Genomic DNA, 19,598 nt, shown 5'->3' on the forward strand with positions numbered 1-19,598 from the left:
AAATGCGAAAAAGTGCTTAGCCTGCCTGCTGACTGCTTTAGCGAACGGGAAACGATAATAATGACGGAGAATCCGCAACTTGCCGCGTTACTGGCGGCCTGCCACTGGATTGGCGACAAAGGCTGGTGTCCGGCGACCGGCGGCAACATGTCGCTGCGCCTCGACGAACGTCAATGCCTGGTTACCGAGTCCGGCAAAGACAAGGGCAGCCTGAGCGCCGCCGATTTTCTGCGGGTGAATATCGCCGACAATCACGTGCCGAGCGGCCGCACGCCATCGGCGGAAACCGGGCTGCACACGCTGCTCTACCGCCTGTCTGCGCACATCGGCGCGGTGCTGCATACCCATTCCGTTAACGCTACCGTCCTGTCGCGGGTGGAACGCGGCGATGCGCTGGTGCTGCAGGGGTACGAAATGCAAAAGTCGCTGGCCGGCCAATGCAGCCACCTGGACAGCGTGGCGATCCCCATTTTCGACAACGATCAGGACATTCCCCGGCTGGCGGCGCGGGTGGCGGCCTATGCCGAGGCTACGCCGCTGCGGTACGGTTTTCTGGTGCGCGGGCACGGTCTCTATTGCTGGGGAAGTCAGGTGGCGGAAGCCCGCCGCCATCTCGAAGGGCTGGAATTCCTGTTCCAGTGTGAACTGCAACGTCGCTTGCTGGAGGCGAAATGATCCGCGCTATCGTGACCGATATTGAAGGCACCACCAGCGATATTCGCTTTGTGCATCAGGTGCTGTTTCCCTATGCCCGTGAACGGCTGGCGGATTTTGTACGCCGTCATGCCTCAGAGGACGAAGTCGCCGCGCCGCTGGCCGCGCTGCGCGCTGAAATTGGCGAGCCGCAGGCGGATCTCGATGCACTGATCGCCGCGCTGTACCGCTTTATGGATGAAGACCGCAAATCCACCGCGCTCAAGGCGCTGCAAGGCATCATCTGGCGCAGCGGTTATCACGAGGGCGACTTCCGCGGGCATCTTTATCCGGAGGTCGCCGGGCAATTGGCCGCCTGGCAGCGGCAGGGGCTGAAGCTCTACGTCTACTCTTCCGGTTCGGTGGAGGCGCAGAAGCTGCTGTTTGGCTACAGCGACGCCGGCGATCTGCAGCCGCTGTTCAGCGGCTATTTCGATACGCACGTCGGCGCCAAGCGTGAAACTGCGTCGTACCGCAACATCGCGCAGGCTATCGGCACCGCGCCTGACGAGCTGCTGTTCCTGTCCGACATCCGCCAGGAACTGGACGCGGCGCAGGCCGCCGGCTGGCATACCTGCCAGCTGATCCGCGATGAGGGGGATACGCAGAGCCGGCACCCGCAAGTAGGCCGTTTTGATCACATCGATTTAAGGGAGTTCGTCTCATGAGTGGATTGACCATTTTCAGCGATAAAGCGCCGCAGCAGCCGTTGTGGCAGAGCCGCGATGCGCTGGAGATCCAGCAGCAGTTGGCGCAGATCGGCGTACGCTTTGAGCGCTGGCAGGCGGATCGTGAGCTGGGCGACAACCCGCAGCCGGAGGCGGTGATCGCCGCCTATCAGCATGAGATAGACCGGCTGGTGGCGGAAAAGGGTTACCAGAGCTGGGATGTGATCAGCATGCGGCCGGACCATGAGCAGCGCCACGCGCTGCGCGAAAAATTCCTGTCCGAACATACGCACGGCGAGGATGAAGTGCGCTTTTTCGTTGAAGGGGCGGGGCTGTTTTGCCTGCACCTGGATGGCAAGATCTTCCAGATCCTGTGCGAAAAGAACGATCTGATCTCAGTGCCGGCCAATACCCGACACTGGTTCGATATGGGATCGGCGCCGCATTTCACCGCGATCCGGGTGTTCGATAACCCGGAAGGCTGGGTGGCGCATTTCACCGGCGACAAGATCGCCGATGCTTATCCGCGCCTGGACTGAGCGCCGACGGGCGGGCGTTAACCCAACGCCCGCTGGAAAATCCCCGCTTTAACCTGCTGCGGCGTAATCACGCCGCTGTCGAATACCCACCCGCTGATGAGTGCCGCCGGCGTGACGTCGAACGCCGGATTGTAGACCGGCGCATCAGTCGGCGCCCACTGGCAGGCACCGAAGCTGCCTGAAACGCCGGTCACCTCGGCCGCGGCGCGTTGTTCGATCGGGATGGCGGCGCCGTCCGGGCAGTGCGGATCGTGGGTGGTGTGCGGGGCGGCCACGTAGAACGGGATGCCGTGATAGTGCGCCAGCACCGCCAGGCTGTAGGTGCCGATCTTGTTGGCGACGTCGCCGTTGGCGGCGATGCGATCCGCGCCGACCCATACCGCATCGATCTGGCCCTGCGCCATCAGGCTGGCAGCCATCGAATCGCAGATCAGGCGATAGGGAATGCCCAGCTCGCCCAGTTCCCAGGCGGTCAGGCGGCCGCCCTGCAGCAGCGGCCGGGTTTCATCGACCCACACCTGCTGCACTTTACCCTGCTGGTGGGCGCGCAACAGCACGCCGATGGCGGTGCCGACGCCGGCGGTGGCCAACCCGCCGGTATTGCAGTGGGTCAGCAGGCGGCTGTCGGGCTTGACCAGTTCCGCGCCGTGTTCGGCGATGCGATTGCACAGCTGACGATCTTCTTCCACTAACCGCAGCGCTTCGTGCGCCATTGCCGGCGCCCAGTCAGGCGCCGCCAGCGCCAGTTTCATGCGATCCAGATTGTTCATCAGGTTGACCGCCGTCGGGCGCGCAGCGCGCAGCGTGTGCAGCGCCTGTTCCAGTTCGGCGCGCGGCAGACCGCGTTCCGCGAGCAGCGCCAACAGCAGGCTGGCGGATAGCCCGATCAGCGGCGCGCCGCGTACCCGCAGGCTGTGAATGTGGCCCACCAACTCCTCCACGCTGTCGCAGGCGCGCCACCGCTTTTCCTGCGGCAGGGCTTGCTGATCGAGGATCCAAAGGCGGTTGTCTCGCAGGGTCAAACTGGTGGTGTTAAGCGCTTGCATCGGCGGTTAATTCCTTGTTGCGTGGTTATTGCATCTGAAACGCTATTCTGCCAACATGACTTCCAGATGTATAGACGTCCAAATGCTTTTACGTCTAAATAGATAAAATCGCTGGGGCCAGTGAGAGAGAACAGAGGGGTTGGGGAATGTCGCTTTATCGTACGTTTACGGCTGCCGATGCCGTTGAATACGCCCGTCAATACGGACAGGTGGCCGATCCGCAGGCGCTGGTGAGCGCCGACGAGATCGGTGACGGCAACCTGAACCTGGTGTTCAAGATCCGCGATCGCGAAGGCGTGAGCCGGGTGATCGTCAAACAGGCGTTGCCGTACGTGCGCTGCGTGGGCGAATCCTGGCCGCTGACGCTGGATCGGGCGCGCATCGAAGCGGAAACGCTGCTGATCCACGGTGATTTCTGTCCGCGACATACGGTGAAGGTGCTGCATCACGATCCCGAGTTGGCGGTGATGGTGCAGGAAGATCTCTCCGATCACCGCATTTGGCGCAGCGAGCTGGTACAGGGGCATTACCACCCGCTGGCGGCTGGGCAGCTGGCGGAATACCTGGCGCAGACGCTGTTCCATACCTCCGACTTTTATCAATCGGCACAACAGAAAAAAGCGGAAGTCAGTCGCTTCACCAACCCCGAGCTGTGCCAGATCACCGAAGATCTGTTCTTTACCGACCCTTACATCGACCATGAACGCAATCAGTTCGAGGCGGCGCTGTTGCCGCAGGTGCAGGCGCTGCGTGAGGATGCGCCGCTAAGACTGGCGGTCGCCGGCCTGAAACATCGCTTCCTCAGCAAGGCGGAGGCGCTGCTACACGGAGATATTCACAGCGGTTCGATCTTCGTGGCGGAAGGACGGTTAAAAGCGATCGACGCTGAATTCGGTTTCTACGGCCCTATCGGCTTCGATATCGGCACGGCGCTAGGTAACCTGCTGCTCAACTACTGCGGTCTGCCGGGGCTATTCGGGCCGCGCGACGCCGCCGCCGGGCGCGAGCAGCGGCTGCAGGATGTGCGCGAGCTGTGGTTGATTTTCGCCGATCGTTTCCTGGCCCTGTGCCACCAGCAAAGCCGCGATGCGGCGCTGGCGGCGCCGGGTTATGCCGAGCAGTTTCTGCAGCAGGTCTGGAGCGACGCGATAGGGTACTGCGGCACCGAACTGATTCGGCGCACTATCGGCCTGGCGCACGTCGCCGATCTGGACAGCATCGCCGACGCCGATATGCGCCTCGACTGCCAGCGCCACGCACTGGGATTGGGGCGCACGCTGATCGTCAATGCGCCACATATAGAGCATATTGACGCGCTGTTGGCGCGTATTCGTCAGCAAGGCTGAAAGTCTTGGCAATGAGGCAAACCCGGCTGCGGCCGGGTTTTTTATTTTTTAATAACTTATAGGTATCAGCAATAGAATAGATAAATTCTTTTTAACTAAAAATATATTTTTCTCGCGTCTAATTTGTAAATTTAATTATATTTTTTGACCGTTGGTTACATGTCATTAATATTGTGCGAGACGTATCATTGATGATTATTTTTCAGGCCTCTGTTGAGGTGGCAAAAATAATAAATGGTAGCCTGTGCTTTTTTTGATCGTTTTATTGTGGGGGCGCAAAGAGAAAATAAGATTTTTTATAGATAAAATCTATCACGCCGCCGTTACTTTTTTGTGGCGTGGGTGCGTCTTGTTTTTGCATGAATAAAGTTGCGGCTTGATTATCTCAATATTACCTCCTAGATTGTTCGAAGGTCAGATAAGCAAAAATAAATAACGCAAGGTTATTAACTATTAATCACCTTTGGCCTCGGTTTGTCTGATTATTTCTATTAAGACTGGAGTCCTCCATGCAATTAACGCCTAGAGAAATCGAAAAGCTAATGGTCTATACGCTGGCCGACGTCGCCTTAAAGCGAAAGTCCAGAGGGATAAAGCTTAATTACCCCGAGGCGGTGGCGATTATTACCACCGCGGCACTGGAAGGCGCCCGCGAGGGCAAAACGCTGGAAGAGGTCATGAACGACACGCGGCAGGTGTTAAGCCGCGACGACGTGATGGATGGCGTGGCGGATCTGATCCCGCACGTGCAGGTTGAAGCGATTTTCAGCGACGGTAGTCGTCTGGTGACGGTGCACGATCCGATCCAATAAGCGCGTCCCCTGAGAGCCACGGATAAACTTTATCAGCGCAGGTATTTTCGATGAAAAAGCATGACCAAGAAAAGCACGTGCCGCCGGGCGGCTATATCCTGTCCGAAAGTCCCATCACCTTCAATGAAGATCGCGAGGCCATTATTTTAACGGTGCGTAATACCGGCGACAGGCCTATTCAGGTCGGCTCGCATTTTCATTTCTTTGAAGCCAACAAAGCGTTGCAGTTCGATCGTGCTGCCGCCTTTGGTAAACGTTTAAATATCACCGCTACGACGGCGATCCGTTTTGAACCCGGCGATGAGATCGAAGTGGCGCTTATTGCCATCGGCGGTAAACAAACGGTGTATGGCTTTAATAATCTGGTGGACGGCTGGGCGGGGGATAGCCCGGTAGCCGCCGGTGAAAGAGTAAAGAAAACTGTAGATGTAAAGCGAGCTATTGAACTGGGTTATAAAAATTTCGAACAGACGCCGACGAAGACGAACGGGGAATAAAGCATGCCAACCATTTCCAGGCAGGAATATGCCGGGCTGTTCGGCCCGACCACCGGCGATAAAATTCGCTTGGGCGACACGCAGCTGTTTATTGAAATAGAAAAAGACCTGCGCGGTTACGGTGAGGAATCGGTCTACGGCGGCGGCAAGTCGCTGCGTGACGGCATGGGTGCCGATAACCGATTAACCAGCGATAACGTTCTGGATCTGGTCATTACCAACGTGACCATCCTGGATGCCCGGCAAGGGGTGATCAAGGCGGACGTCGGCATTAAAAACGGCCTGATCGCCGGCATCGGCAAAAGCGGCAACCCGGCGGTGATGAACGGCGTCACGCCTGGCATGGTGGTGGGCGTCAGCACTGACGCCATCTCAGGGGAGCACCTGATCCTGACCGCCGCCGGCATCGATACGCATATCCATTTCATTTCGCCGCAGCAGGCCGCACACGCGCTCTCCAACGGCGTGACGACCTTCTTCGGCGGCGGCGTCGGGCCGACCGACGGCTCTAACGGCACCACCGTGACCGCCGGCCCCTGGCATATCCATCGCATGCTGCGCGCCTTCGAAAATATGCCGGTCAACGTGGGGATGCTCGGCAAAGGGCATGCTTCCCATGCCGCGCCGTTGATCGAACAAATTACCGCCGGCGTGGCCGGATTGAAAGTGCACGAAGACTGGGGCGCCACCAATTCCGCACTGCGCCATGCGTTGCGGGTGGCCGATGATATGGATATTCAGGTGGCGGTGCACACCGACAGCCTGAATGAGGGCGGCTACGTCGAGGACACCATCGACGCCTTCGAAGGGCGCACCATCCACACCTTCCACACCGAAGGCGCTGGCGGCGGGCACTCGCCGGATATCATCAAAGTCGCCGCGCAGATGAACGTTTTGCCGAGTTCTACCAACCCCACGCTGCCGTTCGGCATCAACAGCCAGGCCGAACTGTTCGACATGATCATGGTGTGCCACAACCTCAATCCCAATGTGCCGGCCGACGTGGCGTTCTCCGAAAGCCGGGTGCGCCCGGAAACCATCGCTGCGGAAAACGTGCTGCATGACATGGGCGTGCTGTCGATGTTTTCCAGCGATTCACAGGCGATGGGGCGGGTCGGTGAAAACTGGCTGCGGGTGATGCAGACGGCGCATGCGATGAAAGTCGCCCGCGGCAAGCTGCCGGAGGATGCGGCGGAGCACGATAACTTCCGCGTGTTGCGCTACGTGGCGAAGATCACCATCAACCCGGCGATCGCGCAGGGGATCAGCCATGTGCTGGGCTCGGTCGAGGTCGGCAAGATGGCCGATCTGGTGCTGTGGGAGCCGCGTTTCTTCGGCGCCAAGCCGAAGCTGGTGATCAAGGGTGGCATGATCAACTGGGCGGTGATGGGCGATCCCAATGCGTCGCTGCCGACGCCGCAGCCTACCTTCTACCGCCCGATGTTCGGCGCCATGGGCAAATCGCTGCAGGAAACCTGCGTCACTTTCGTCTCCGGCGCTGCGTTGCACGACGGCATCAAAGAGAAACTGGGGCTGGAGCGGCAGGTGATGGCGGTGCATAACTGCCGGGCGATCTCCAAGCAGGACATGGTGCGCAATGCGGAAACGCCGCACATCGAGGTGGATCCCGAGACCTTCGCCGTCAAGGTTAACGGCGAACATGCCACGGTGAAACCGATCGCCACCGCCGTGCTTAATCAACGCTACTTCTTCAGCTAGGGATCGCCGCTCATGATCGTGATTGAAAAGATACTCGGCAATATCAAACGGGATGCCGACTGGCGCGAGCGCTTGCAACACGCCTCGCTGGACATGCTGGCGCTCTCGCAGTGGGAAGCGCAAAAAAGCCGGTGCCGCAAAACCACCCGCGACGGTCGGGACCTCGGCATTTCCCTCGATCGTCATCAGGTGCTGGCTGACGGCGACGTACTGCTCTGGGACGAAGCGAACCGCAGCGCGGTGGTGGTGCAGATGAACCTGCGCGACGTGATGGTGATCCATCTGCAGTCGCTGCTGGCGACCGATATGGCAACGGTGCTGAAGACCGCGTTCGAACTGGGGCACGCGCTGGGCAACCAGCACTGGAAATCGGTCATCAAGGGGGACCGCATTTTTATTCCACTGACGGTGGCGACCAAGGTGATGGATTCGGTGATGAAAACCCACGGTTTCCATGCGCTGCCTTATTCGTTCGTGAAGGGCGAGAGCATATTGCCGCATTTGACCCAGCCCGAAGCGCGCCTGCTGTTCGGCGGCGCGGAGGATTCCGCCACCCATGTGCATGTCGACAGCCCGTTCCTCGGTCAGCATGTGATCAAACTGAAATGAACGCCGTTCAGTTGATACGCATCCTGCAGTTTGCCGACTCGGTGCTGCCGGTGGGGGCGTTCGCCTTTTCCAACGGCGTCGAGTCGGCGATCCAGGCCGGCATCGTGCGCGATGCCGACACGCTGCAATCGTTCACCCGCACCGCCTTGCAGCAGGCGGCGGGCGGCGACGGCAGGGCGGTGGTGGCGGCCTGTCGGGCGCTGCAGGCGGACGATCGCGAGGCGGCTCTCGGCCACGACTGGGCGCTGTTCAACCGCAAGCTGAACGAAGAAGGGCGCAGCATGGTGGTGCGAATGGGAAAAAAGCTGGCGGAAATGACGGCGGCCATCTGCGATGAGCCCCAGGTGCTCTGGTGGCTTGAGCAGATCAAAACCGGCCGCGCCGCCGGCACCTATCCGGTGACGCAGGCGGTGGTGATGACGGCGCTGGGCGTCGGCCCGCGCGAGGTGGCGGTGATGCACCAGTACGGGGTGGCGATGACCATTCTCAGCGCCGCCATGCGCCTGATGCGCATCACCCATATCGACACCCAACGCATCCTGTTTCAACTCAACCGCGACATCGATGTTTTTTGTGACGAAGCCGAACGCGGCGGCGTTGAACAAATGGCCTCTTACGCGCCGGTGACCGATGTCCTGGCCGCGCTGCACGTCGGCGCATTTACCCGACTGTTCAGCAACTAATGAATAAGGAACGATCAGAGTGAAAAAAATTACCCGCATTGGCATCGGCGGCCCGGTAGGTTCGGGCAAAACCGCAATCATTGAAGTCATCACGCCGCGCTTGATCGAACGGGGCATCAGCCCGTTGATCATCACCAACGACATCGTCACCACCGAAGACGCCAAACAGGTCAAGCGCACGCTCAAGGGGATTCTGGACGAGGAAAAAATCCTGGGCGTAGAAACCGGCGCCTGTCCGCATACCGCCGTGCGTGAAGATCCGAGCATGAATATCGCGGCGGTGGAGGAGATGGAGGCCCGTTTTCCGGAAAGCGACGTGGTGATGATCGAGAGCGGCGGCGATAACCTGACGCTGACTTTCAGCCCGGCGCTGGCGGACTTTTACATCTATGTCATCGACGTCGCCGAAGGGGAAAAGATCCCGCGCAAAAACGGCCCCGGTCTGGTGCAGGCCGACATTCTGGTGATCAACAAAATCGATTTGGCCCCCTACGTCGGCGCCAGCCTGGCGGTGATGGAGCACGACACCCGCGTGGTGCGCGGCGAGCGGCCCTATATTCTCACCAACTGCAAAACCGGCGAAGGCATCGATGAACTGGTGGACATGATCATGCGTGATTTTCTGTTTACCCACGCGCCGTCGGCGGCGGTATGACAGCGGTCAGCGAAGCGGCGAGGCGCGTTGCCCAGCTCGGCGCCGACGCGCCGGAGTTGGCCGACTATCAGGATGAGCCGCCGCAGATGGCCAGCGGCGGCGTAGGAAAAACCGGTTATCTGCGGCTGGAGTTTGCACTGAACGGGCATCGCAGCGTGCTGCGGCGGATGGAGCGGCGGGTGCCGTTTCTGGTACAGCGGGCGCTGTATTGGGATGAAGCGCTGCCGCAGATGCCGTGCGTGTTCGTCATCTCCACCTCGGGGTGCATCTTGCAGGGCGATCGCCTGACGCTCGAGGTGCAGGTTGCCCCCCAGGCCTGCGGGCATATCACCACCCAGTCGGCGACCAAGATCCACGCCATGGAAAATAACTACGCGGCGCAGATGCAAATGCTGAGGCTGGAAGCCGGCAGCTATCTGGAGATGATGCCCGATCCGGTGATCCCCCACTGCGGTTCGCGCTTCATTACCGATACCCGCATTACGCTGCATCCGACGGCAACGCTGCTCTACGGCGAGATCCTGATGTCCGGGCGCAAACACCATCAGGCGGATCGCGGGTTCAGATTCGACGTTTACTCCTCACGCATCAGCGCCTGCAGCCCCGATGGCAAGACGCTGTTTGTCGAACGTTATGTGCTGGAACCGCATAAGCATCCGTTGCACGGCGTTGGCGTGATGGGGCCGTTCGATGTGTTCGGCAATGTCATCCTGCTGACGCCGCGCGAGCATCATCAGCGGATCCTCGATCGCATCGCACCCCGCTATGACGAGGTTGAAGGGATCGCCAGCGGCGTCAGCCGATTGCCCAACGAGTGCGGCCTGATCTTTAAGGCATTGGGCAAAGAGGCGCGTCAGGTGAAGGCGGCCATTCGCGTTTTTTGGCGCGTCGCGCGGGAAGAGATCCTGGGCGTGACGCTGCCCGAGCCCTTTATCTGGCGCTAATCTGCAGCGGGAAACGGTCATGACGACAAAGTGGGATTGGGCGGGGCTGTGCGTTCGCTGCCGGGTGGTGGCGGCGACGGATGCGGTGCTGCGCGGCTGTTCGCAGGTGATGTTTCAAAATAATCCGTTGACCGGATTGCTGTTTTTCATCGCCATTTTCGTCGGTGCCTGGGAGGAAGGGCTGCCGCAGGTGGCCTTCGGCTGCCTGTTGGGCACCGCCGCGGCGACGCTGAGTGCGGCGTGGCTGGTGGACGACCGCGCTGCGTTGCGTTCCGGCCTGTATGGCTATAACGGCTGCCTGGTCGGCGCCGCGCTACCGACTTTTTTGTTGCCTTCCGCCTGGCTGTGGGTCGGCGTGATCTTCTGCGGCGCGATCTCGGTGATCGTCACCGTCGGCCTCAATCGGCTGCTGCGCACCTGGCAGATCGCCGCGCTGACCGCGCCTTTCGTGCTGACCACCTGGACGGTGCTGCTGGCCAGCTATCCGTTCAGCCATCTGCGACATGTGCGGCTGCCACCGGCGACCATTCCGGCCGATGGCGCGGTGTTCAACGCGCATCTCGAGATGATGGAGATGCTGAACGGCGCGTTGCACGGCGTCTCCCAGGTTTTTTTGTGCAGCAGCGTGAGCGGTGGTCTGCTGCTGCTGCTCGGGCTGGCGGTTTCGTCGCCGCGCGCGATGCTGCTGGCCTTTTCCGGCGCTTTGCTGGCGGTGGCGACCGCACTGGCGATCGGCGCCGATCCGCAGGCGGTTTTCGCCGGCCTGTACGCCTTCAGCGCAGTGTTGACGGCGGTGGCGCTGGGCTCCGTCTTCAATCCACCCGGCTGGCGGGTGCTGATCTATACGCTGCTTGGCGTGATTTTCACGGTGCTGGTGCAGGGGGCTTTCAATACCTTGCTGGCCCCGCTGGGTATGCCGTCGCTGACCATGCCGTTCGTGATCGCATCCTGGCTGTTCTTGAGCGCCAATCCGGCGGTGATCGCGGCGCGGCGTTAATCCCTCGATTTGAACATAACGATAAAACAGGAGTGTGGGTATGACGGTAGTTTCTGAAGGATTGCACGGTGCGGCCCGGCGGCGGGCGGCATATCTGCTGCTGGGGCTGTTGGCGGTCAACGTCGGCGTCTGGCTGCTGGCGCTGGCGGTGTTCAAAGACAACGCCGCGCTGATGGGCACCGCCTTGCTGGCCTACAGCTTTGGTCTGCGCCATGCGGTGGACGCCGACCACATCGCCGCGATCGACAACGTGACCCGCAAGCTGATGCAGCAGGGCAAAACGCCGGTGGCGGTCGGCACCTTCTTCTCGCTCGGCCACTCGACCATCGTGGTGCTGGCCTCCGCCGCCATTGCCGCGACGGCGATGATGTTCAGCCGCCAGATGAGCTGGTTTCACGAGACCGGCGGCTTGATCGGCACGCTGGTATCCGCGCTGTTTCTGCTGACGGTGGCCTTTATCAATCTGCTGGTGCTGATCTCCGTGTGGCGCGCTTTCCGGCAGGTGAAAGCGGGGGCGCTGCCTGCGCATCAATCGCTGGATGCGCTGATGAGTGGTGGCGGTGCGCTGGCGCGCTGTTTCCGCCCGCTGTTCAGGCTGGTGAATAAGAGTTGGCACATGTACCTGGTGGGCTTCTTGTTTGGCCTGGGCTTCGACACCGCCACCGAGGTTGGGTTGCTGGGCATTTCGGCCGCCGGCGCCGGCCACGGCATGAATCTGTGGAGCATCATGCTGTTCCCGGCGCTGTTCGCCGCCGGCATGGCGCTGATCGACTCCATCGACAACTTCGTGATGATCGGCGCTTACGGCTGGGCGTTTTCCAAACCGATCCGCAAGCTGTACTACAACATGACGATCACGGCGGCATCGGTGCTCATCGCGGTGTTTATCGGCGGCATCGAAGCGCTCGGGCTCATCGCCGACAAGCTGACGCTGTCCGGCCCGCTGTGGGACGCCGTCGCGCGGCTCAACGATCATCTGGGGGAGATGGGGTATTGGGTGATCGCCGTGTTCATCTTCTGCTGGCTGGTGTCGGTGGTGAATTACCGCCTGCGCGGCTATGACAAATTGACGGTCAGCGGCTGAAAAGACGGGTGCTCGTGGATCCTGCCTGACACCATCGGCCAACGGGCGGGGCGAACCCCGCCGTTGGGTTGCCTTACAGTTCGGATTCGTAAGCCAAAGTGGCCGCAACCTCCGAGTCTCCCAGCCTGATGCGCAGTTCGCATAGAGAACCGCGGGTTAGCCAGATGAACGCGATCAGCGTCATACAGACGATCACCAGCTTAAGCACGACCCGTTTTTGCTGCATTTTTGACCTCCCTATCCTTGCCTTGCGGCGGGTAAGAGGCTAACCTGATGTTGCTAGGCATCAGAGTGGCCTCGGGTTGATAATATCGACTCGGGGCCTTTCTCTTTCTTTCCTTTGCCAAGGCTCCGGACAGAAAGATCCAGAGCACCCGCCGCGCAGTCTACTCGAACTTCCTTCCGGTGAAATCCGCCGCTGCGCCAACCTGCGGCGCGGTGCGCAGTTTGTGATGCAAGAAAAGAAAAAGGGGCGATGATGATCGCCCCTTGGATGCGTGGAGTTGGACTTGGCGTTAAGCCGCTTCGGTCTGCTGTTGGCGCTTAGACTGCGCCGCCGGCTTTTCCGGCTTGGCGGCCGCCAGCGCGTCCGGCGCGAAGTCGTCCACGTTGATGGAGCGCAGGCGGCTCTCTTCGGCTTTCACCAAGATCTTCGCCTCGTCGGCGCTGATCTTGCCTTCTTCCAGCGCGCGTTCCGCCAAACGATTCAGACGGGTGAACGGCAGATTTTTGCCGGCCGCCTTGCACAGGCGTTCGTGAATCGGCTCGGCGGCCATCACGTCGGCCAGCGCCGCTTCCAGCAGGCCGATTGGGTTATGCTCGCTCGGCGTCAGATACTGACCGCGCCCCAGACGGCTGCGGGTGGCGGAAGGCACCTGCAGGATCTTGGCCAGCTGATGGTCCAGACGATCGGACGGTGCGGTATGCACGCGGCCGAGCGGGAAGACCACGAAGCGCATCGCGCCGGCGATAAAGCGGTTCGGGAAGTTGCGCAGCAGGTCATCCAGTGCCTGTTCAGCTTTATGCAGGCTGTCTTGCACGCCCCAATGCACCAGCGGCAGATCTTCTTTCTGACGGCCTTCGTCGTCAAAGCGTTTCAGCACGGCGGAAGCCAGGTACATCTGGCTGAGGATATCCCCCAGGCGAGCGGAGATGCGCTCACGGCGCTTCAGGCTGCCGCCCAGCACGCCCATGGAAACGTCCGACAGCAACGCCAGGTTGGCGCTCAGACGGTTCAACTGCTGATAGTAACGACGGGTCGCGTCCTTGGTCGGCGTGGCGCTGGTGCGGCCATTGGTCAGGCCCAGCCAGAAGCTGCGCACCTTGTTGCTGCCGACGTGGCCCAGGTGGCCGAACAGCGATTTATCGAAAGCGTTCAGATCGTTGTTTTGCGCGGCCGCCATTTCATCCAGCACATAAGGATGGCAGCGGATCGCGCCCTGACCGAAGATCATCATGGTGCGAGTCAGGATGTTCGCGCCTTCCACCGTGATGGCGATCGGTGCGCCCTGATAAGCGCGAGCCAGGAAGTTGGATTCGCCCAGCATGATGCCTTTACCGCCGGCGATGTCCATGGCGTCAACGATCGACTGCTGGCCGCGGTGCGTACAGTGGTATTTGACGATGGCCGACAGTACGGCCGGCTTCTCGCCCTGCACCAGCGCATAGGTGATCAATGAAGCGGCGGCGTCCATCACATAGGTGTTGCCGGCAATGCGCGCCAACGGCTCTTCGATCCCTTCCATCTTGCCGATGGAGATCTTGAACTGACGGCGAATGTGCGCGTAGGCGCCGGTCGCCAGGGCAATGGATTTCAGGCTGCCGGTGGAGTTGGACGGCAGGGTGATGCCGCGACCGACCGACAGACATTCAACCAGCATGCGCCAGCCCTGGCCGGCCATTTTCGGGCCGCCGATGATGTAATCGATCGGCACGAATACGTCGGTGCCGCGGGTCGGGCCGTTCTGGAACGGCACGTTCAGCGGGAAGTGGCGGTTGCCGATCTCCACGCCCGGCGTGCTGGTCGGGATCAGCGCACAGGTGATGCCCGGGGATTCGTTGTCGCTCAGCAGGCGATTCGGGTCATGCAGTTTGAACGCCAGGCCCAGTACGGTAGCGACCGGTGCCAGCGTGATGTAGCGCTTGTTCCAGGTCAGGCGCATGCCCAGCACCTGTTTGCCTTGCCATTCGCCCATGCAGACGGTGCCGACGTCCGGGATCGCACCGGCATCGGAACCCGCTTCCGGGCTGGTCAGCGCGAAGCAAGGGATCTCGTCGCCGCGCGCCAGGCCCGGCAGATAGTGATTTTTCTGTTCTTCAGTGCCGTAGTGCTGCAGCAGTTCGCCCGGGCCGAGGGAGTTCGGCACGCCGACGGTGATCGCCAGGATGCCGGAAACGCCGGCCAGTTTTTGCAGCACCTGCGCCTGAGCATAAGGCGAGAATTCCAGGCCGCCGTACTCTTTCTTGATGATCATCGCGAAGAAACGGTGTTCTTTCAGGTACGCCCACAGTTCAGGCGGCAGATCGGCCAGTTCGTGGGTGATTTGGAAGTCGTTGGCCATGCGGCAGGCTTCTTCCACCGGGCCGTCGATAAACGCCTGCTCTTCTGCCGTCAGGCGCGGTTTCGGGTAGTTGTGCAGCTTGTTCCAGTCCGGCGCGCCGCGGAACAGATCGCCTTCCCACCAGGTGGTGCCGGCGTCGATCGCCTCCTTTTCGGTGGTGGACATCGGCGGCATCACTTTGCGGAATGCGCGCAGCGCCGGCGCGGAAAGCAGGGAACGGCGCACGGAGGAAAGGTTCAGCGGCAGCAGCACGATAGCCAACGGCAGCAACAGCCAGAAGCTCCACAGGCCGATAGCGCCCATGGCGGCGGTGTACGCCACCAGGATCAGGCTGCTGAGGGTAAGGTTCACCCGGTGGTAGAACACCACGCCGAGGAGAGCCAGTAAAACGACAATACTAAGAACCATCATAAGAAGCTCCGAAGTAGTAAGAGGTCTGACCTGTTGTGTGTATGTAATAGGTTTTAGTACAAGGCAGAATTTTTATCAATGCGTTTACAGTTTAATTACAACTCAGGTCACAAACTGACAGCACCAATCATCAAAAACCTCTCCGCTTCCTTAACCGGCGCGCTGTTTGGCTGAGAATGCTTCTCGCTGTTTCCGCGATCCGGTACACTGCGGAGCGGAAGATTTGACGATAACAAGAGGTTCCTCATGTACCACGACCTTATTCGCAGTGAACTGAACGAAGCGGCTGATACCCTGGCGAAATTTATCAATGACGACGCCAACATCGACGCCATCCAACGCGCGGCGGTGCTGCTGGCGGATTCCTTCAAAGCCGGCGGTAAAGTGATTTCCTGCGGCAACGGCGGTTCCCATTGCGACGCGATGCACTTCGCCGAAGAGCTGACCGGCCGCTACCGCGAAAACCGCCCGGGCTACCCGGCGATTGCCATCTCGGACGTCAGCCACCTGTCCTGCGTCAGCAACGATTTCGGCTATGAGTATGTGTTCTCCCGCTATGTGGAAGCAGTGGGCCGCGAAGGTGACGTGCTGTTGGGCATTTCCACCTCCGGCAACTCCGGCAACATCATCAAGGCCATCGACGCGGCGCGCGCCAAAGGGATGAAAGTGATCACCCTGACCGGCAAGGACGGCGGCAAGATGGCGGGTTCTGCCGATGTGGAAATTCGCGTGCCGCACTTCGGTTACGCCGACCGCATTCAGGAAATCCACATCAAAGCGATCCACATCTTGATTCAGCTGATCGAAAAAGAGATGGTTAAGGCGTAATAGCCTTCGGGGGGCCGCGGCTCCCCATGAATAAGACGGCGGGCGCCGCATGTTGCGCCCGCTCGGCGTGTGTCAGTGTGGTTAAGGAGTGCTGGCGATGTGTGAACTGCTCGGGATGAGCGCAAACGTACCGACCGATATCTGCTTCAGCTTTACCGGTTTGGTTCAGCGCGGCGGCCGTACCGGGCCGCATAAAGATGGCTGGGGCATTACCTTCTATGAAGGGAACGGTTGCCGCACCTTCAAGGATCCGCAGCCGAGCTTCAACTCGCCGATCGCCCGCCTGGTGCAGGACTATCCGATCAAGTCCTGCGCGGTGGTGTCTCATATTCGTCAGGCCAACCGCGGTGAAGTGGCGCTGGAAAACACCCATCCGTTCACCCGCGAACTTTGGGGCCGCAACTGGACCTACGCGCACAACGGTCAATTGAAAGGCTATCGTCAGCTGGATACCGGCACGTTTCGTCCGGTCGGTCAGACCGACAGCGAATATGCGTTCTGTTGGCTGCTGCATCAGCTGGCGCTGAAATACCCGCGCACCCCGAGCCAGTGGCCGGCGGTCTTCCGCTATATCGGCCTGTTGGCGAGCCAGCTGCGCAAGAAAGGGGTGTTCAATATGCTGTTGTCGGACGGGCGCTTCGTGATGGCCTATTGCTCCACCAACCTGTATTGGATCACGCGCCGCGCGCCGTTCGGCAAGGCGACGCTGCTCGACCAGGACGTGGAAATCGATTTTCAGCAGCAGACCACACCAAACGATGTGGTCACGGTGATCGCCACCCAACCGCTAACCGCCAACGAAACCTGGCACAAGATTGAGCCAGGCGAGTTCGCGTTATTTCACTTCGGTGAGCGGCTTGTTCTGAGCGAAGGGATTGGTGTTGGGCGTCGGGCTGGCTGACGCGTACTGCGTCATCTGGCCGCTGCTCATCAACGGTTGACCCAGCACATACTGGCCGTTGTCTACGGTCATCATCGGCGGCTGGTGGTTCTTGGCGAAGTAATCGTAACCCGGTTTCAGCTGGCGCCAGAAGGCGATATAGCTGGATGACGCATGGCGCTTGAGGTTCTGATCGGTCATGCGGAACGGGTAGATGCTGATGTCGACGCGGCTTTGGCCATAGGCGAAGGCGGCTTCGACGTAGCGATAGATTTCATCCATATAGGTGTTGGTCATCGCGTAACAGCCAATCGATTTGCATTCACCGTGGATCATCAGATAAGCGCCGGAATAGCCCTGCGATTTATCGTAATCATTAGGGAAACCGATATTGATCGCCCGATAATACTTGCTGTCGGGTTTCAGATGGCGCGCGTCAACGCTATAAAAGCCTTCAGGACTTTTAAAGTCGCCTTCACGACGTTTAGGACCCAGCCCGCCGGAGAAATTACAGATCGGGAACGTGTTGACCAGACGGAATTCATTGCCCATTCTGGCATACAATTCCAGCTTGCGTTCCTCTTTGAAGATCTGAATATAGACCGGTGAACCTAATAATTGCTGTTTAACTACCGGCGCTTCGGGTACCTGCTCGCTGGCGCTGCAGGCCGTGATCATCGGCATAGAAACAAGCATCGCAAACAACAGCGCGATTTTGCTCATTATAATTCCTGCTTATATTTATCTGCCGGCGCAATCAAGCTGGCCAGCATGCCACTGATTATTGTTTTTACTGCTGCAAAACACCGCCAGATTACCAGCGCGTTTATTTTTAGCAATACGTGATATGTATAAAAAAACGACAAAGCTCGATAAAAGTGAAATGACCGGCAGATTTTAACGATAAGTAGTGAAAAACAGGCGAAATTTAATTGCGTTTGCTTGACCCAAGTCACGACGGAACGCAGAACAATGTTGCGAACAATGTTAATATTCCCTCTTCAATTTAACGCGCTGTGGCGATTGAAGCTGCAGGGGTTATGGCATATAACCCGGTTGCTTTGAAGGTTATTTGGCTACAGGCCGTTAACACATCGACTGTCGCGCAAACAACGGAAAGGGGGAATCAAAGGAATGCGCGTTACCCCATATATTCACTGCGAGAAAGTTCATGTTGGGCGTGCCGTCGTGCGCACTGCCCGGCAATCCTGGCATCGTCAGCACCCGCCTCTGGGGCCGGGCAGACGTGTAAACCAAACTACATCGTATAAATCCTATGATTAAGATCAGAAAAGGGTTAGATCTGCCGATAGCCGGGGCTCCGGTTCAGGCGATCCAAGACGGCCCGAACATTCAGCATGTCGCCCTGCTTGGGGAAGAGTATGTCGGAATGCGCCCCTCCATGCTGGTGCAGGAAGGCGATACCGTTAAGAAAGGCCAGGCGTTGTTCGAAGACAAGAAAAACCCCGGGGTTTTCTTCACGGCTCCCGCCAGCGGCCGCATCGCCGCGATTAACCGCGGCGAGCGGCGCGTATTGCAATCGGTGGTGATTGCGCTGGAAAACGGCGGCGACGATCAGCTCGAGTTCGCGCACTACCCGCTGGGTGAACTGGCCCAGCTGCCGCGCGAGCAGGTCGAGAGCGAACTGATCGCCAGCGGCCTGTGGACCGCGCTGCGCACCCGCCCGTTCAGCAAGACGCCGGCTCCCGGCAGCGAACCGCGCGCCATTTTCGTCACCGCTATGGACACCCAGCCGTTGGCCGCCGATCCGCAGGTGATCATCGCCGAGCAGCAGGCGGCGTTCAACGCCGGGCTGGTGGTGCTGGCGCGCCTGACGGCGGGCAAGGTGCACGTGTGCCATGCCGCCGGCGCTTCGGTTGGCCAGCAGAGCGGCCCGCAGATCGCTTACAGCGAATTCGCCGGCCCGCATCCCGCCGGGTTGGCAGGCACTCACATTCACTTCCTCGAACCGGTCAGCCTGAAGAAAACCGTTTGGCACATCGGCTACCAGGATGCGATCGCCATCGGCACGCTGTTCACTACCGGCAAGCTCGACACCCGCCGGGTCGTGGCGCTGGCCGGGCCACAGGTGGCGAAGCCGGCGCTGCTGCGCACTCGTCTGGGGGCCAGCCTCAATGAGCTGACTGCCGGCCGCCTGAAAGGCGGCGAGAACCGGGTGATCTCCGGTTCGGTGCTGAACGGCATGCACGCCGCCGGGCCGAACGCCTGGCTCGGCCGCTTCCACTCGCAGGTGTCGGTGCTGGAAGAAGGGCGCGACAAAGAGCTGTTCGGTTGGATCGTGCCTTCGCCGAACAAGTTCTCCATTACCCGCACCACGCTGGGCCACTTCCTGAAGAACAAACTGTTCGCCTTCTCGACCACCACCAACGGCGGCGAGCGGGCCATGGTGCCGATCGGCAACTACGAGCGGGTGATGCCGCTGGATATTCTGCCGACGCTGCTGCTGCGCGATCTGCTGGCGGGCGACAGCGACAGCGCGCAGGCGCTGGGTTGTCTGGAGCTGGACGAGGAAGATCTGGCGCTGTGCACCTTCGTTTGCCCCGGCAAATATGAGTACGCGCCGGTGCTGCGCGAGGTGCTGACCAAGATTGAGCAGGAAGGATAA

20 protein-coding genes are annotated in these 19,598 nt (G+C 60.0%); 16 read left to right on the top strand and 4 right to left on the bottom strand.

Going from position 1 to position 19,598, the window contains the following annotated elements; genetic code table 11:
- The first annotated feature begins 60 nt into the window (after positions 1–60).
- From ATE40_RS01035 to ATE40_RS01045, 3 genes are read left to right on the top strand one after another with little or no spacing between them, the layout of a single operon-like run.
- Positions 61–675: a methylthioribulose 1-phosphate dehydratase gene (locus tag ATE40_RS01035; RefSeq protein WP_063918761.1), complete on the top strand. Its 615-nt coding sequence runs from the start codon at positions 61–63 to the stop codon at positions 673–675.
- Positions 672–1,361: an acireductone synthase gene (mtnC, locus tag ATE40_RS01040; RefSeq protein WP_063918762.1), complete on the top strand. Its 690-nt coding sequence runs from the start codon at positions 672–674 to the stop codon at positions 1,359–1,361. Before ATE40_RS01035 ends, mtnC begins: the two co-directional genes overlap by 4 nt.
- Positions 1,358–1,900, top strand: a complete 543-nt coding sequence (locus ATE40_RS01045) for a 1,2-dihydroxy-3-keto-5-methylthiopentene dioxygenase (protein ID WP_063918763.1) — start codon at positions 1,358–1,360, stop codon at positions 1,898–1,900. Before mtnC ends, ATE40_RS01045 begins: the two co-directional genes overlap by 4 nt.
- Positions 1,901–1,917: 17 nt before the next feature.
- Here ATE40_RS01045 and mtnA read toward each other — a convergent pair whose 3' ends face one another.
- A complete protein-coding gene (mtnA, locus tag ATE40_RS01050) occupies positions 1,918–2,946 on the bottom strand; it encodes an S-methyl-5-thioribose-1-phosphate isomerase (protein ID WP_019454323.1) in 1,029 nt (342 codons plus the stop codon).
- 146 nt (positions 2,947–3,092) lie between these two features.
- Here mtnA and mtnK point away from each other — a divergent pair, with 146 nt between their 5' ends.
- The 10 genes from mtnK to ATE40_RS01100 all read left to right on the top strand — a co-directional run bounded on the left by mtnK (position 3,093) and on the right by ATE40_RS01100 (position 12,292).
- Positions 3,093–4,292: an S-methyl-5-thioribose kinase gene (gene mtnK / locus ATE40_RS01055; RefSeq protein ID WP_063918764.1), complete on the top strand. Its 1,200-nt coding sequence runs from the start codon at positions 3,093–3,095 to the stop codon at positions 4,290–4,292.
- Between the two features lie 509 nt (positions 4,293–4,801).
- Positions 4,802–5,104 (top strand): urease subunit gamma, encoded by a 303-nt coding sequence (locus ATE40_RS01060; RefSeq protein WP_025160087.1) that lies wholly within the window; start codon positions 4,802–4,804, stop codon positions 5,102–5,104.
- Positions 5,105–5,154: 50 nt separating this feature from the next.
- Positions 5,155–5,601, top strand: coding sequence for an urease subunit beta (locus ATE40_RS01065; protein WP_019454320.1), 447 nt, complete (start codon positions 5,155–5,157; stop codon positions 5,599–5,601).
- A gap of 3 nt (positions 5,602–5,604) precedes the next feature.
- Positions 5,605–7,320, top strand: coding sequence for an urease subunit alpha (locus ATE40_RS01070; protein WP_019454319.1), 1,716 nt, complete (start codon positions 5,605–5,607; stop codon positions 7,318–7,320).
- Between the two features lie 12 nt (positions 7,321–7,332).
- Positions 7,333–7,929: an urease accessory protein UreE gene (locus ATE40_RS01075; protein ID WP_063918765.1), complete on the top strand. Its 597-nt coding sequence runs from the start codon at positions 7,333–7,335 to the stop codon at positions 7,927–7,929.
- Entirely contained in the window at positions 7,926–8,612 is a 687-nt protein-coding gene (locus tag ATE40_RS01080) for an urease accessory protein UreF (RefSeq protein ID WP_063918766.1), read from the top strand. The genes ATE40_RS01075 and ATE40_RS01080 overlap by 4 nt, the downstream gene beginning before the upstream one ends.
- A 19-nt stretch (positions 8,613–8,631) precedes the next feature.
- The gene (gene ureG / locus ATE40_RS01085; RefSeq protein WP_019454316.1) at positions 8,632–9,267 is read left to right on the top strand and encodes an urease accessory protein UreG; all 636 of its coding nucleotides are present in this window, start codon (positions 8,632–8,634) and stop codon (positions 9,265–9,267) included.
- Positions 9,264–10,211: an urease accessory protein UreD gene (locus ATE40_RS01090; RefSeq protein WP_019454315.1), complete on the top strand. Its 948-nt coding sequence runs from the start codon at positions 9,264–9,266 to the stop codon at positions 10,209–10,211. The genes ureG and ATE40_RS01090 overlap by 4 nt, the downstream gene beginning before the upstream one ends.
- Before the next feature lie 19 nt (positions 10,212–10,230).
- On the top strand, positions 10,231–11,208 hold the full coding sequence (yut, locus tag ATE40_RS01095) for an urea transporter (RefSeq protein WP_063918767.1): 978 nt from the start codon (positions 10,231–10,233) through the stop codon (positions 11,206–11,208).
- A gap of 40 nt (positions 11,209–11,248) precedes the next feature.
- Positions 11,249–12,292 carry a HoxN/HupN/NixA family nickel/cobalt transporter gene (locus ATE40_RS01100; protein ID WP_063918768.1) on the top strand — a complete coding sequence of 348 codons (1,044 nt, stop codon included), beginning with the start codon at positions 11,249–11,251 and terminating at the stop codon, positions 12,290–12,292.
- 73 nt (positions 12,293–12,365) lie between these two features.
- Here the strand turns inward: ATE40_RS01100 and ATE40_RS01105 are convergent, their stop codons facing one another.
- Together ATE40_RS01105 and fadE are read right to left on the bottom strand one after the other, a co-directional pair.
- Entirely contained in the window at positions 12,366–12,518 is a 153-nt protein-coding gene (locus tag ATE40_RS01105; protein WP_063918769.1) for a Hok/Gef family protein, read from the bottom strand.
- Between the two features lie 289 nt (positions 12,519–12,807).
- Entirely contained in the window at positions 12,808–15,264 is a 2,457-nt protein-coding gene (gene fadE, locus ATE40_RS01110) for an acyl-CoA dehydrogenase FadE (RefSeq protein WP_063918770.1), read from the bottom strand.
- A 246-nt stretch (positions 15,265–15,510) separates the two neighbouring features.
- Between fadE and lpcA the strand changes: the two genes are divergently transcribed.
- Both lpcA and ATE40_RS01120 read left to right on the top strand, forming a co-directional pair.
- Positions 15,511–16,092, top strand: a complete 582-nt coding sequence (gene lpcA, locus ATE40_RS01115) for a D-sedoheptulose 7-phosphate isomerase (RefSeq protein ID WP_004930220.1) — start codon at positions 15,511–15,513, stop codon at positions 16,090–16,092.
- 97 nt (positions 16,093–16,189) lie between these two features.
- A complete protein-coding gene (locus ATE40_RS01120; RefSeq protein ID WP_019454310.1) occupies positions 16,190–16,993 on the top strand; it encodes a class II glutamine amidotransferase in 804 nt (267 codons plus the stop codon).
- Here the strand turns inward: ATE40_RS01120 and dpaA are convergent.
- Positions 16,928–17,695, bottom strand: a complete 768-nt coding sequence (gene dpaA / locus ATE40_RS01125) for a peptidoglycan meso-diaminopimelic acid protein amidase (protein WP_019454309.1) — start codon at positions 17,693–17,695, stop codon at positions 16,928–16,930. The genes ATE40_RS01120 and dpaA overlap by 66 nt on opposite strands.
- 553 nt (positions 17,696–18,248) lie before the next feature.
- Between dpaA and ATE40_RS01130 the strand changes: the two genes are divergently transcribed.
- Positions 18,249–19,598: a Na(+)-translocating NADH-quinone reductase subunit A gene (locus ATE40_RS01130; RefSeq protein ID WP_063918771.1), complete on the top strand. Its 1,350-nt coding sequence runs from the start codon at positions 18,249–18,251 to the stop codon at positions 19,596–19,598.

It is taken from the genome of Serratia surfactantfaciens (genome assembly GCF_001642805.2).
Lineage (GTDB): Bacteria > Pseudomonadota > Gammaproteobacteria > Enterobacterales > Enterobacteriaceae > Serratia > Serratia surfactantfaciens.

What these genes read in the sequence shown, in the direction of transcription:
- ATE40_RS01035 (WP_063918761.1), top strand. Translation starts at nt 61, where the DNA reads ATGACGGAGAATCCGCAACTTGCCGCGTTACTGGCGGCCTGCCACTGG.
- mtnC (WP_063918762.1), top strand. Translation starts at nt 672, where the DNA reads ATGATCCGCGCTATCGTGACCGATATTGAAGGCACCACCAGCGATATT.
- ATE40_RS01045 (WP_063918763.1), top strand. Translation starts at nt 1,358, where the DNA reads ATGAGTGGATTGACCATTTTCAGCGATAAAGCGCCGCAGCAGCCGTTG.
- mtnA (WP_019454323.1), bottom strand. Translation starts at nt 2,946, where the DNA reads ATGCAAGCGCTTAACACCACCAGTTTGACCCTGCGAGACAACCGCCTT.
- mtnK (WP_063918764.1), top strand. Translation starts at nt 3,093, where the DNA reads ATGTCGCTTTATCGTACGTTTACGGCTGCCGATGCCGTTGAATACGCC.
- ATE40_RS01060 (WP_025160087.1), top strand. Translation starts at nt 4,802, where the DNA reads ATGCAATTAACGCCTAGAGAAATCGAAAAGCTAATGGTCTATACGCTG.
- ATE40_RS01065 (WP_019454320.1), top strand. Translation starts at nt 5,155, where the DNA reads ATGAAAAAGCATGACCAAGAAAAGCACGTGCCGCCGGGCGGCTATATC.
- ATE40_RS01070 (WP_019454319.1), top strand. Translation starts at nt 5,605, where the DNA reads ATGCCAACCATTTCCAGGCAGGAATATGCCGGGCTGTTCGGCCCGACC.
- ATE40_RS01075 (WP_063918765.1), top strand. Translation starts at nt 7,333, where the DNA reads ATGATCGTGATTGAAAAGATACTCGGCAATATCAAACGGGATGCCGAC.
- ATE40_RS01080 (WP_063918766.1), top strand. Translation starts at nt 7,926, where the DNA reads ATGAACGCCGTTCAGTTGATACGCATCCTGCAGTTTGCCGACTCGGTG.
- ATE40_RS01090 (WP_019454315.1), top strand. Translation starts at nt 9,264, where the DNA reads ATGACAGCGGTCAGCGAAGCGGCGAGGCGCGTTGCCCAGCTCGGCGCC.
- yut (WP_063918767.1), top strand. Translation starts at nt 10,231, where the DNA reads ATGACGACAAAGTGGGATTGGGCGGGGCTGTGCGTTCGCTGCCGGGTG.
- ATE40_RS01100 (WP_063918768.1), top strand. Translation starts at nt 11,249, where the DNA reads ATGACGGTAGTTTCTGAAGGATTGCACGGTGCGGCCCGGCGGCGGGCG.
- ATE40_RS01105 (WP_063918769.1), bottom strand. Translation starts at nt 12,518, where the DNA reads ATGCAGCAAAAACGGGTCGTGCTTAAGCTGGTGATCGTCTGTATGACG.
- fadE (WP_063918770.1), bottom strand. Translation starts at nt 15,264, where the DNA reads ATGATGGTTCTTAGTATTGTCGTTTTACTGGCTCTCCTCGGCGTGGTG.
- lpcA (WP_004930220.1), top strand. Translation starts at nt 15,511, where the DNA reads ATGTACCACGACCTTATTCGCAGTGAACTGAACGAAGCGGCTGATACC.
- ATE40_RS01120 (WP_019454310.1), top strand. Translation starts at nt 16,190, where the DNA reads ATGTGTGAACTGCTCGGGATGAGCGCAAACGTACCGACCGATATCTGC.
- dpaA (WP_019454309.1), bottom strand. Translation starts at nt 17,695, where the DNA reads ATGAGCAAAATCGCGCTGTTGTTTGCGATGCTTGTTTCTATGCCGATG.
- ATE40_RS01130 (WP_063918771.1), top strand. Translation starts at nt 18,249, where the DNA reads ATGATTAAGATCAGAAAAGGGTTAGATCTGCCGATAGCCGGGGCTCCG.